Source organism: Fredinandcohnia onubensis (assembly GCF_002734215.1).
Taxonomy (GTDB): Bacteria; Bacillota; Bacilli; order Bacillales; family Bacillaceae_L; genus Ferdinandcohnia; species Ferdinandcohnia onubensis.
This window is the reverse complement of sequence record NZ_NSEB01000012.1, coordinates 359,862-372,979: the sequence shown is the minus strand read 5'-3', so window position 1 is coordinate 372,979 and position 13,118 is coordinate 359,862. Positions and strand designations below refer to the sequence as shown.

Annotated in this window: 7 protein-coding genes; 5 read left to right on the top strand and 2 right to left on the bottom strand. The window is 34.5% G+C overall.

The features are described 5' to 3' along the window. The first annotated feature begins 174 nt into the window (after positions 1–174). The 3 genes from CKK03_RS16260 to CKK03_RS16250 all read left to right on the top strand — a co-directional run bounded on the left by CKK03_RS16260 (position 175) and on the right by CKK03_RS16250 (position 4,175). On the top strand, positions 175–2,205 hold the full coding sequence (locus CKK03_RS16260) for a hypothetical protein (RefSeq protein ID WP_099363585.1): 2,031 nt from the start codon (positions 175–177) through the stop codon (positions 2,203–2,205). 254 nt (positions 2,206–2,459) lie between these two features. Further along, positions 2,460–3,845 (top strand): hypothetical protein, encoded by a 1,386-nt coding sequence (locus tag CKK03_RS16255; protein ID WP_099363584.1) that lies wholly within the window; start codon positions 2,460–2,462, stop codon positions 3,843–3,845. Between the two features lie 15 nt (positions 3,846–3,860). Beyond that, positions 3,861–4,175, top strand: a complete 315-nt coding sequence (locus tag CKK03_RS16250; protein WP_099363583.1) for a hypothetical protein — start codon at positions 3,861–3,863, stop codon at positions 4,173–4,175. Between the two features lie 49 nt (positions 4,176–4,224). Here CKK03_RS16250 and drmB read toward each other — a convergent pair whose 3' ends face one another. Continuing rightward, a complete protein-coding gene (gene drmB, locus CKK03_RS16245; RefSeq protein ID WP_099363582.1) occupies positions 4,225–6,027 on the bottom strand; it encodes an MrfA Zn-binding domain-containing protein in 1,803 nt (600 codons plus the stop codon). 3 nt (positions 6,028–6,030) lie between these two features. After that, complete coding sequence (gene drmA / locus CKK03_RS16240) at positions 6,031–9,363, bottom strand: DISARM system helicase DrmA (protein WP_245864156.1); 3,333 nt, start codon at positions 9,361–9,363, stop codon at positions 6,031–6,033. 199 nt (positions 9,364–9,562) lie between these two features. On the opposite strand from drmA, the gene CKK03_RS16235 reads away from it, so the two are divergent. Continuing rightward, positions 9,563–11,473: an ATP-dependent helicase gene (locus CKK03_RS16235; protein ID WP_099363581.1), complete on the top strand. Its 1,911-nt coding sequence runs from the start codon at positions 9,563–9,565 to the stop codon at positions 11,471–11,473. Positions 11,474–11,491: 18 nt separating this feature from the next. Then, a complete protein-coding gene (locus CKK03_RS16230; RefSeq protein WP_099363580.1) occupies positions 11,492–12,937 on the top strand; it encodes a 3'-5' exonuclease in 1,446 nt (481 codons plus the stop codon). Positions 12,938–13,118 lie beyond the last annotated feature (181 nt).

Below are 13,118 nucleotides of genomic sequence, written 5' to 3'. Positions count from 1 at the left end.
GATCTTTTCGAGATATAAAACAATTTAAGATATATTCACGATCAATTGTCTGGTAAAATAAGACTATTAAGAAAAATAAAATTAGTAGGCATATCGTTACAAAATTGATATATGGAACAAGCATTATGATGGATTTAAGGAAATTAACTATATAATAAAGGTGGTGGGTTGATAATGAAATTAATTAATAAGAAAATACCAGGTATTTGTTATAGTAATATCAGTTTGATAAAACGAGCTTTATTACAAAATCCAGAAAATATACTGCCATATCATGAAATAGTGCTATATGTAAAAAAGAATTGGATGAATCTTAATTCTTCATCTAATGACATACAAGAAATTGTTGACTTGGCATTGAATGCACCAAAGTCTTATTTCTATGAGGTTGAAGATGGACTATGGGGAATAAAGGATAAAATCGATGCAAGACTTAATCACATCTATGAATACATGAATCCCCGAAAAAGCCCACTAAGAATTTCCGACATGAAATATAGACTTAAAGTATATGAAGCTGACGATGACTTAAGACAAATGTTATTAACCGATATCCGATTTTCTCAAATTGAAAATACCCCTTACTGGATTTTATCTGAATGGGTGATTATTAATAATATGGTCTATGATTATATCTTAAAGAGTGACCTTATAGATGCTGAAAAGGAGTATGTAATTGAAAGGGTTGTCTTAACAAGTAAACTAGACAAGGAGAAAGTTATTTTTCTACCCCAATTTGATGACCGTTTTTCCACTTTTGGAAATAGAATTGAGATTAAATTATCGGAAGACATAAACGATATTGACCAGCAAGAGATTGAAGTCCCAGTAGAGATAAGTGAAGAAGTAGGCAGACTCAGCTATAAGATTATCAACTTCCTAAAAGAAAGTAAGAAGGAAGTGTACACAACAGAAATAATTAACCATGTATTTAAGGTTACACAAAATGAACCTTCTTTCCCGATCTATAGTGAGGCTACTAAAGACTTATTAGAAGTTGTACCTGAAATAAAACAAATCGATAAACACAAATGGCTCTATAGAATAGAAGCGGCCAATTTAAAAATAGTAAACGATGAAACAGTCTACTATGCTGTTAAAAATTCCACTCCAACAATAGAAAATGTGAGCGAATTAATGGAATATGCAAATCAGTCTGTTACCCCTTCGAGTGAGCAAGTACTAAATAGATGGCGAAATGAAAAGAAGAAAAATGAGGATATGCTCTATGCCTATCATACCGTTTCCTATTTTGATCGAGTTAAAGGGTATTTTATAATCCCTAACACTCTAATCGAACAGTCTATTTTATTCCGGCAAAATACTCACGGAAAAATAATGATTGAACATGAAGAATACCGCTATGAATGGAATTGGGAGATTAGAAATGGTAAGTATTATTTCTTTGGTGATGGTATCATGGATTATTTTGCCGATTCCTTGATCGAACCTGGACACAAACTGGGATTCAAAGTAGATAAAAACATCATGTTTTTAATACGAGTACATAAAGTAGGTTTTGATGAACGGTATGCCACTGAGCAGCAAAGATATTTAGATATTGGGCGATTAATTGAGGAAAGCAAATCAGTTAATAAATCTATTTTTAGTTTAATGTGTGAAACCTTGGCGACACATCCTTCTGGAATGCATTGGTCCCTATTACAGGATAAAATTTCTGAAAAACGTTCAACGACTAAAAATACTGTGACAAATCTCCTGAGTAGAAATGCATGCTTTGAGCAAGTTGAAGGTAAAAAAGGATACTGGAGATTAAATATAAGTAAACTATCTAGATATTATATAAATGAAGAAAATCTAGAAATGGAAGAACCGGCCGAAACAGGAAAAGATGATCGGATGGAACAAGTAGATATTGAAGAATTGAAAACTCAGTCAACAGAAGGTCTCCAACCTCAAGAAGAAAACGGACAAGAAATAATCGAATTCCAAAGTGACGAAATATTAGAACTTCAGCTCCTCGATACGGAATCTCTTATTCAGCAAATTGAGCATACATTGATAGAGATTACACAAGAAGAAACAAAATTAAGGGATTTAATTTCTGAGGTTGTTCTAGAAAACTTTAATCACGGGAACATATCAGTAATCGAGGAATTATATACTTCTATCGAACCAAACCTTAATTTTTTTAACAACGTTAGAGATTTCGTAAATGATCGTGAGAGGAAGAGTGAAGATTGATTCAAGAATTATCCTCCATATCAAAATTTTGATTAAAGATGTAAAGAGATATAAAGTTATTATGAAAACCTATCTAGAGGTTTTGTGTGCTAAACAGATTAAATTGTGAATGTGAGTTGCACTAAATAGTAACAAATACTTCTATTGAATTTTCATAGCGTAAACATCAAACGTTTGCACTTATGGAGGACATGAAACGGAAAATAAATTAACTGAGGTCTAGAAAAAATTCTACTGGTTAAAGGTGATACATGATGACAGTTCCAACAAGTGTTAACTTTCAAAGTTCGAAAGTAAAGAAAATGATTGATCCTAATCAAACTATTTGTCAGAGGATAGAGCAATTGGAAAGAGTTTTTTCTGATTTAAACCTTTATGATGAGGTAAATGAACTATTGGGGAGTCCTTATAGTCAGATTATTTATAAAAAAGAAGGACAAGAAGTTCTATCAATGGGTATTTCAAAGTCAGATTATTACCTAAAACTGACAGGTTACCAATGGGATCTTACACCTTTTCTTCAACTTTCTATCGAAATGGAGTTTACCATTGAAAAGACACTTTCTTGGAAGATTATGTCTATAGAAAATGTTGATTTTTTAGCATTAGAAAAAGCGATTCATGAGGCATTAAAACCGCAGAAAGATTTATACCAACTCATGAAATATATTTTACTTGCTATAAAAGGATATGATAGTAAGGCTTCCTTCCTACGAGGAACTACCAAACAAATCGAAGAGCATGTGCTTAATCATTTTTGGGCGGGGGAAATAAACGATATTTCTGAACTTTATGAAAGAAAGATGAGTTCAAAAAGTGATAGTTATAATAAATTCATAAGTAAATGGGAAGAAAAGCTAGACTATTCACCAATAATTGTCGGAAATTGTTTTACAACAGAAATGGATATTGACCGTTTAACACTGAACAATCTTCTTAAAACGATTCAATTCTATATAAATCAACAAGTGAATAAATATATTCATTCGATAAAAAACTTGTGGTTCGATGGAGAACTCATTCATAATGAAGTCAAGTTTTATAAAGAAATTGACTTGATACGATCGTTGATAATTATTAGCCAAGAATATAGTAATGATATGAATAACCTTTTCTTGGAAGAAAGTAATACGGTTGAAAGTAAAAATGAAGTCGGACTCGAAGATAGACTCATAAATTTTTTGTATCAGAAACCAAAATCAGGAAATCGAATTTCCTATTTAAATATTTCTGACGTAACGGATGGTAAATCTACATTACTTATTAATGAAGATATTCTTGATAAACTGGCAAGTATTTTATCAGAAGGAAATAAGAATAAAAAAGACTATCTAAACTTAATAAGAATAATTTTTAATAAAAGTTTAACAAAAGGATTTACGGTGAGGGAAATTGTCCGAATCTTTTTCATTAATATGTATGATAATGTAGAAGAACGTAAGGATTTTGAGCAACGTTACGGTGTGAGACGATTATTTGTAAAATCAACATTGGAAAATCTATTTGATGTTCTAATGGACAACTTGATTAAAGTGAATATCATTAAGGAAGAAAGGGTAGTCCTGCAGTTAAAAGAACAAGAAAAAATTTCCTTTAACTACAACTTCAAAATTTATGACTTAAAATTAAACACAAAATAATTCGAAGGTTTTTACATGCAAATGAAAATGATGATAGAGGGTGAAAACACCTTGAAACAAGCTGTTATTTATGGTCAAGGTGATGAGGAGATCTACGATTTAGTAAATAAATTGAAATTATTTGTTGAAGAATCTGGATGGAATTTATTAGGTGGTATCATTGACATCCCTGGACAAAGTGATGGATTATTAGAAATTATTGAAAAGATAGATGAAATTGATATTATTGTTATTTACAATAAAAACAATATTGTTGATGATTTTAACTATAAATTGCTTTTTCAATTGGAGAAACTAGGAAAACCTCAAATAAAAGAATATGCACCATAAGAAATTTTTATATTTTAGCCCGAAATCATAAGTGATTTCGGGCTTCATTTTATTTAAAATAGTGAATGTTCTGGTTCGAAACTGTTTTTACGAGTAGTGAACGATCTAAGAAGCGATTTGAACGTTCACATGATGTTTCTGATGCTAGCATACATGAATGACAAGCAGCTCCGTTTAAGTCTCCAACTGTTTCTGGTGTATGTTCAGCACAAAGCGGGTCGCTTGAACACAATCTTGCTTCATCAAGTGCTTTCCATAGTACATTATGAAAATTTTCAGTCTTACCAAGTTCTACAAGACCACCTAAGCTTCCTTCTGAATCTGGAGTTGCTGTATATATCAAAATTCCAGCCATACAATCATCTGGGTTGTTTCCGCGTCTTGAATAGATCCGTTCTCTTAGGGCTGATGAAGAATATCCAGAGTTTAAACATAATTGTCTCATTAAAGAGTGAGATAGAGTATGTAATAATATGTAACGAGCTCCTGGAAATGCTGCTCTTTCATCCTCTGGAATATTTCGATCATCACAATATTTTTGGTAGTTTTTATTCATTTCGTCTTCATAGCTTTCCACTTCATCTTCCCATTGCTGAAGTGCGTTTTCATTTAGGCCAATGAAAATGCCTTCACCGTGTGTTTCTACACCAGGACGCCAATTAAGTTGTTGTTTGCTTAAGGGGGCTTCATATGAAATACTCTCATTTTCATCCCCTTCACCTGAAAGGAGTGCAGTTGTATCAGGTGGAGGGCTTATTCTAGTGAACGAGCGAAGTACTCGAACCTCCTTAAGCCTTCGAACCATAATCAAATGTGAAATTAAAGAGTAGAAATCATTTGGTACTTCCTGTCGTTCTGTTTCAAAATGGTGTTCCTCACTATTTTGATTTCCTTGGATGATTGCTTCCCATTCTGGTCGAAGGAGATCTTGGCTTTCACCTGTTCCTAAGTTTTGTTGAAGTTGAAGAACTTCCCAAACCTTTACTGGGTCTTGCCCTTCTAATTCGGGCAAGAAGCCCATATCCATACCCATTTGTAGCTTTTCAAGTGAATCCATTTTTTCGAGTCGATCTGAGATCGAGGCCACAATTGAGTGCAACGGATTTGTGTAGGGTGGAATAGCAAGTGCACTTTCAATTACTGAAAAATAGAGGTTTGATGCGCCTCTCAATAAAACCCTTGGCGATTGGTCACAAGACTCTTGTGCATGTTTTCCTAACCATGGACGATTACCAAAACATTTTCCTAATGGGTTTTTACTGTCTTCTTTTTGAAATGCATCTTGTAATGACCTAGTACTTTTACATGACATACATTGAACTTCTAAATCTGAGATAGCACCGGTACGTGCGGTGTCCTCTAAATATAAATCTCCCTTACAGTCTTGATTCGTTCCGTTATGAACATAGTAATTCCAAGGAAAATCATTTAAATGCCCGTTTTCACAAGCAGTTACGAAACGGACAGGAAAGGTCTTCACTTTCCTGCATGGTTCCTCATTTTTTCCTTTATTATTAAAACAATATACCCCATCATTTTCTACTGAAAAATAATTATATGGTGCGAGTTTGCGACATTCTGGGCATACATGAAAAACGGGAAAACGAAAGGCTGGAATTGTCGGAAGTTGATCTCCAAATCCACCTTCTCTCTTTGGAAAGGGAAGAGAGAGAATTTTTCGAAGGCCAAGTTTCCGTATAAGTCTTGGCTCTTGGATAGGCATGCAATGTTGTGTTTCCCATTCATCAAGCCCTGCAATAATAATAGAGTAGTCCGGCAACTCTAAAACTGAACCAGGACCAAACGTTGAAATAAATTGACTAGGTCTAATTTCTCCTATTTTATTAGACATTGCTTACTCTTCCTTCCGTAAATAAATTCCTAATGTTGTTTCTACATCACGCATGGAATTAGGAACTCCAAACGAACCAGATTTTTTATTTCCAAGACTATACATTAGGTTTCTGGCTTTTTTTCCGCCACCATTATAATAGAGTGAACCAATTTTAATATCAGTTTCCCATATCTCAAAGTAGCTTTGTAAATCTTTTAATACTTCATTTCGTCGATCAGAATTATCTATTTTTTCTACCCGCTCCAATACGCGATTTTTTATTAATTGAACAAAGTTATTATCTTCCTCAAAATTACCCGCATCTTGTTTTTTTGCCATTTCTTCTATTTCTAATCGAACCATGGAAATAAACGTTGCAGCTAACCCACGATCACGTGCCCGTGAAGCAAAAGGTGTTACACTAATTGCTTCTACATACCGATAAAGGGCTGAGTGATAAGCAAGGAATTGTTCATAGTGAGAAACATCCCGCGGACGGGCCCAGTTATACAAGGTAATAACTAGCCCTGGAAATTTACGTCCAACTCGGCTTGTTGATTGTATATATTCAGCAGTTGTTTTTGGTTGACCTGTTACAACCATTAAGCCTAGTCGATCCACGTCAACACCAACTGAAATCATGTTACTAGCAAGGACAATATCAACTGGTTTGTTTATCATCTTTCCATAAAATGGTTGATTTAAGTCATCTAAAATTTTGGGGATGTCCTTTGAGTCAATTCTACTTGTTAGTTCGGGTACATCATTTTCATAATTTCTCTTTAAAAATTTATAGTTTTGACCTTCTTGACGTTTTTCCAAAACATCCATTCTCGCACGAACGTCATCTTCTACTAGTCGGACTGCTCCACCCAGTTCACGTAAGCTATTATAGTAGCCAACAACTGTTTGATATGGATCGAGATCTTCCTTCGAAAATTCTTCCATTGCTCCAGTTGAAGCAAGTAGGGCAGAATAAATTCTTACAAGTGCTGTCTTCATACTTTTCCCTGGTGCAAATATACCAGCATAGACTCTTCCAGGAACCGACTCAAGTGGTTGCTCAACTGCAAAGAATGAGTCATTCGATGAAAGTCCAGGACTTGGGAATATCGAAATATCTCTTGCAAACAAGCCTTTAACCTGTTCTTTTGCTTGGCGAATTGTCGCTGTTGATGCTACGACTTTAGGACCAACTGATTTTCCGTTTATTATTCTTGAGGAAAGTGTATCAACAGCTGTCTCATATAAGCCAACCATGGTACCGAGTGGGCCAGAAATGAGATGAAGCTCATCCTGAATAATAAGCTCAGGTGGTAATAATTTTCTCGTGTCACTGTATTCAATTCCATTCGTAACTTTTTTCATATTATTTACCGTATCTTCATCAGCTCCCGGAGCTATGAAGCCCCATCCTTTGACTTCACCTGCAATTTTACCGAATAAACCTTGTATTTCACCGACCCAAGGCATACGGGCAAATTTGTCAACTGTACCGATTAATAGGTCAGGAAGTAATCTGTAAATCTCTTCATCCGTAACAAGAACAGGAATTCCTTCACTATTTGGGCTTCTGCCAAACTCGCATTCTTTGCGGGAACAATAAATATGTACTCTTCGTTTTCTACGATCGGGGAAATAGGAATGACTAAAACTTTTCTCATCATTAACTAGAGAAGCCCCACACCAAGGACATGTTAATACTTGCACCGGTGTGCCTGTTTTATTAAAAGTTACGCTCTTTTTCTTATATGATTCTTTTGTTTGTTTTACCGCATCAAGTGCTTCATCAAAAGTATTTGGTGTACTTTTGATTCCAACCCATAAACCAATCCGAAATGGTACATGTCCAAATAACTCAGGTTCATTTTTTCGTAGGATTTCACAAGCACATATTAATGCAGTTGCTCTTTGGAACTGTTGAATTGTTAACAGTCGTAATGTGTATCGCATTAGTACCGTTACACCAGCATCCCCACGATATCCACCTTGGTCTTTTTTCATTCTTCTTAGTGCCATTGTAAAGGCAGCTAGTCCTAAATATGCTTCTGTTTTTCCTCCACCCGTAGGAAACCAAAGTAGATCCGTAATATTTCTATCGTCATGTTCTGGGTTAGATAACCCTGCTAACCCTTGTAGAACAAAGGCAATTTGAAATGGACGCCATTGTGTGTCAATTTTATCTGGTCCTTTTGAAAAATCTTTTTCCTTTTTCTTTGCCCAAACAGAATGCTCAATTTGAAGAGACATTGCTTTGTTAGCAAAACGAAATGCAATAAACACATCTTTTTCAGATTTTATTAGTTGTAATCCTTCTTCCATACGGGCTACAGCTTTTTTGCAATTACCAATATGTCTTTTTCCAGTTTCGTGAAAAGTTGGATCAAGGTCTTTTAGCTTTCGTTCTTCTTCATGAATCCAATTTTTATATTCACGACAAAGAGGGGAGAGATAAGAATATATTTCATCTCCATCATTAGCATTTGCTAGCTTTTTCATATCTAGGCTACCCTCATTCTCCCATTTTGGAGGAATCACTCTCGGGATTTCATAAAAGGGCATTGTAATGGTTGTTAATTTTCCTGCGTGCTTTCCATCCTTAGTAAGATCCGCCCACTCTACTGCAACACCATGACCATTGGCAAATACTTGTTGATCACGATAAAGTAGATCATCAGATTGATCATCCATGGATTTATAGATTGAAATATCATCATCTATTTTACGTACAGCAAACGGCATACTACCTTGTGAAACACCACTAATAGAAATTACTGGTTGGAAAATACAATAAAGATCTTCGACTACTTTTTTTGGTTTTTGCTTTCGATTTACTAAAAAAAGGCTGACTGCAAACTTGTTGTGGGTTAAACTCCTTGATTGATATTCGACAAATACATGCTCCTCATTTTGTAACGGAATTGATTGTCTTTCATCCGTTTTTGTAACATCTATCGTAATATTGTCTTGGCTTTTATTTAATCTCGACCAATTTGTCTTTTCTGTGCTCCCACCAACATCGGGAACTTCTTTGTATTTTCCCCAGCTAATATTAGCTTCAACAGTATGTTCACCTTCCACAATGAATGATAACCCAATTGCAGAGGGATTCATTGCTTGGAGAAGGGGGGCTAAGTTTTCTTCGTTACCTGTTTCTTCTCCTTCATTACCTGAATCCAAATTGTCGTCTTCAGATTTATCAATTTGTGTCCTTACAGGCCAAAGTATTCCACACAAATAACGTTGAGAGGGACGTTCAATTAATGTTTCAAATGGATCATTAGGACCTATCAATTCTAATTGAAGTCTCTCTAACAATTCACTTCTTACATTAACCATTTCTTTATTTTCCAAGTTATAACCACCTTTTACATATCATAAGTTATATTATTTATATATTGGATAAAAATGATGTATTACCCAGTAATTTGGCATATTTCATCTATGTTGATGTTTCGCTATTTTAGTGGAAATTCCTTTTTTTTATCGATATTTAATTGAATTTATGATAGTTTAATAGGTAGATAGAACTAGAACGGAAAGGGTGAATCGTATGTTACCATTCATTCAACAGCTAAATACAAATCAATTTAAGGCTGTTACAGCTCCAGAAGGTCATTTATTAATTAATGCAGCTGCAGGTACAGGTAAAACGAGTACCCTTGCAGCAAGAATATTGTTTTTACAAATTGAAAGAAATGTAGAAGCATCTCAAATGCTTGCACTATCTTTTTCTAGAAGTGCAAGGTCGGGTTTAATTAATAAACTAGAACAATATCGACAAGAAGCAGGTACTGGAAGTCCTATTGAAACTTTGACATTTCATGGTTTGGCATTTCGAATTTTACGAATTGCAGCTAGCTTGGGAGAAACTTGGTTAAAGCCTGGATTTAAAATAATTGATTCAAATCTATCCATCTTTGAGCGGAAAAGTAAAACATTCTTTAAAGATATTGTCCATAAAGACAGTATGCATATATTATATGCAAAAGCGATTGACTCAATTCGACAAGGTCATCCTGATTTGGGTCAGGCTATTTGTTCACCTAATGATTTACCAATGGGTAAAGTCATTCAAATTGAAGTAGAACACTCGGTAAAAATACCTGTCTTAAGCAACGATATAAAGAAGGTATGGAAAAGATATAATACATTTTTGAAAAGAACATACCAAATTGATTACCCAGGGTTAATTTCGGAAGCCATTTTGGTATTAAGACATCCAGAACAACAAACAATTAAAAGAATTAAGCAAGGGTTGAAGTATTTGTTTATTGATGAGTATCAAGATACTTCAAGGGCTCAAGAATCATTGGCTTTTTTACTAGCTGGAGAAAATATATTTATAAATGTTGTTGGTGATAATGAACAGACTATTTATTCATTCAATGGTTCAGATGTTTCAAACATCCTTGATTTTCAAGAGCGAATTCAAGAGAAAGGTATATCTGTTCTTGAGCCAATACATTTAACTGAAAACTATCGATCAAGTGGAAACATCTTAGCGGTTGCAAACAGAATTGTGTCATTAGGTAATTCGACTTATAAAAAGGTATTAACACCCGCTATGACTGTTGCTGAAGAGGTTGAAGGATATCAACTTACAAATAATAAAGTAAGACTTATTCATACCCCTAGAATTAGTACTGCTGCCACTTATATAGCTGAAGAGATTCAAAAACTTGTACTTGAAGAAAATATTGCTTATTCTGAAATTACAATACTAGTTAGAAAAGATAGTGAATTCTCACCTCAAGGAACAGAAGTGAAAAAGGCATTAGAGCAATTAAATATCCCAGTAGGGATAAAAGAGCGTAACCAAGATGAAAAACAGAAACTATATGAAGCCACTGAGGAACTCTGTCAATATCATTATGATGATGAGCTTTTAAATATAATTGCTTCCATTGAGCAAGGATTATTAGATAAAGAAATTCGTGATGTAGATTCAAAGCAAATAATCCCTATCTTACATGAAGCAATTGAATCTGGTGCTAATTTTGGATACGAAGCACTCGATTTTCTAATAGATGCTAGTTCAGATGAGGACTCCATTGAAATTGAAGATGGTGTGCAAATCCGAACTGTTCATTCAGCAAAAGGATTAGAATTTAGAGTTGTTTTTGTCATGTTTCTTGGAGATAAAAGTTTTCCACATGGTTCAAGGCCAAATACCGATGAAGAACGTAGATTGTTATATGTGGCGATTACTCGTGCACAGGATCGCCTTTATATCCTAGGTAGAAATGGAATTCATGGACCCGATTTCTTTGGAGAATGTAAAGGACAAGGAAAAGATGTAGAACTTCTTGATTACTTTGCAAGGAAACATGATGATGAACAAAATAATTCTACTGATGACAAACTTGTCCATGTAGTAAACAACGTAAAAGAAACACAAGAAGATGAAGAAAGAAAACAAAAAGAGAGATTGATGGCATTATTTGAAAATGACGATTTTTAACATTGGAGTGGGTTTTTGTTGGAACAACAGAAAATTAATTTAACAAAAGGCCAAGAAAAATGTGTATCTTTCGTTCCTGAAGGAGATCTATTGATTCGAGGAATACCTGGCTCCGGTAAATCAACTGTATTACTTGAACGAGCACGCTTTCTTCAGATGAAGAATAGCGGAACTGTTCTGTTTTTAGCATATAATAAATCACTTACAACATATATTCGACAGCTATCATTAAAAAGTGGAGACCAACCTGTAGAAGCAAGTACGTTCCATCAATGGGGCATACACTTGCTAAAAGAATTGGGTGTGAAAAACGCGAGACTTATTGGTGATAAACATCTTGAAGTGATGAAGTATGCTTTTTACACTGTACGAAAAAGATATGTTGATGCAAGCTTTCCAAAAATGAGTAGTGAAAAGAATCAAGCTCGTCAATTAATTAAATTTTTAATGAGCGAAATTTCTTGGATAAAAGGGAATGGCATAAAAAGTAGAGATGACTATATGAATATTCTTCGAAGCGGAAGAGGGAACCAAATAAAAGTTTCAAAAGAGCACAGGAAGACCATTTATGATGTTTTAGAGAAATATAATGAAATGTTATCTTCTCCTCAATATAGAAGTATTGATTTTGATGATGTTGCTTTGTTATTGGATCGATACGCTGGGGAAATACCTGATGACAAAAAACCAGACCATATCCTAGTCGACGAGGCGCAAGATCTTACCATTATGCAATTGAAAGCTATCTCTAAACTTGCGAAGAAAAGTCTTACAATTGGTGCAGACAAGGGGCAGCAAATATACCACCGGAATTTTTCGTGGAAAGATATTGGAATAGATGTAACGAAAGGTCGAAGCAAGTTTTTAAATGAAACATTTCGATCAACTCAAGAAATAATCAGGCTTGCTAAAGATTTTCAAAAACATGATGAAACCCTTCTAAAAGATGAGAACTATACGGAAACAGTTTTGCCGGGTGCGTCAGGTCAAATTCCTATTCTAGTTGAGTCTGATAGCTTAGACAAGGAAGTAAACACTGTAGTAACTCTAGTTGAACGTTATCAAAACAATTTTCCAGATGACACAATCGGTGTAATTGGACAATCAAGTAAACGACTCGAGAAATTTAGTGAAGCCCTTGATGAAGCGGGTATACCTTGGATAATGGTAAAAGAAGATGAAACAGATATGTTAACACCGGGAGTCAAACTCGTTTCGTATTATTCAGCTAAAGGCTTGGAATTTGATCATGTAATCGTAACGAACTTAAAAAAAGGATTTTTACCGTATAAAAGTCCAACTCCGGGTATAGATGAAGAAGATCATCTTGCAGCCGAACGTAGAAAATTCTTTGTTGCTATGACTAGAGCGAAATATACTTTAACAATTTCAGCTGTTCGTCCATTTTCAACATTTGTTGAAGAACTAGATGAAAAGTTGTATAAAAAGATAAAACTGAATTAATCTTTTTTATATTAAAATCATCGTTTACACGAAAACGGTGATTTTTTTGTAAACTAAGCTATAATAATAATGTCAGGTTTTGACAAGTAATGAAGAATAATGTGAATTACAAATCAAGCGAGGAGAACTGAATGATGGAAAATAAATTTTACGATTACCAAATTTCTCGCAAGAGTTCAAA

What these genes read in the sequence shown, in the direction of transcription:
- CKK03_RS16260 (WP_099363585.1), top strand. Translation starts at nt 175, where the DNA reads ATGAAATTAATTAATAAGAAAATACCAGGTATTTGTTATAGTAATATC.
- CKK03_RS16255 (WP_099363584.1), top strand. Translation starts at nt 2,460, where the DNA reads ATGACAGTTCCAACAAGTGTTAACTTTCAAAGTTCGAAAGTAAAGAAA.
- CKK03_RS16250 (WP_099363583.1), top strand. Translation starts at nt 3,861, where the DNA reads ATGCAAATGAAAATGATGATAGAGGGTGAAAACACCTTGAAACAAGCT.
- drmB (WP_099363582.1), bottom strand. Translation starts at nt 6,027, where the DNA reads ATGTCTAATAAAATAGGAGAAATTAGACCTAGTCAATTTATTTCAACG.
- CKK03_RS16235 (WP_099363581.1), top strand. Translation starts at nt 9,563, where the DNA reads ATGTTACCATTCATTCAACAGCTAAATACAAATCAATTTAAGGCTGTT.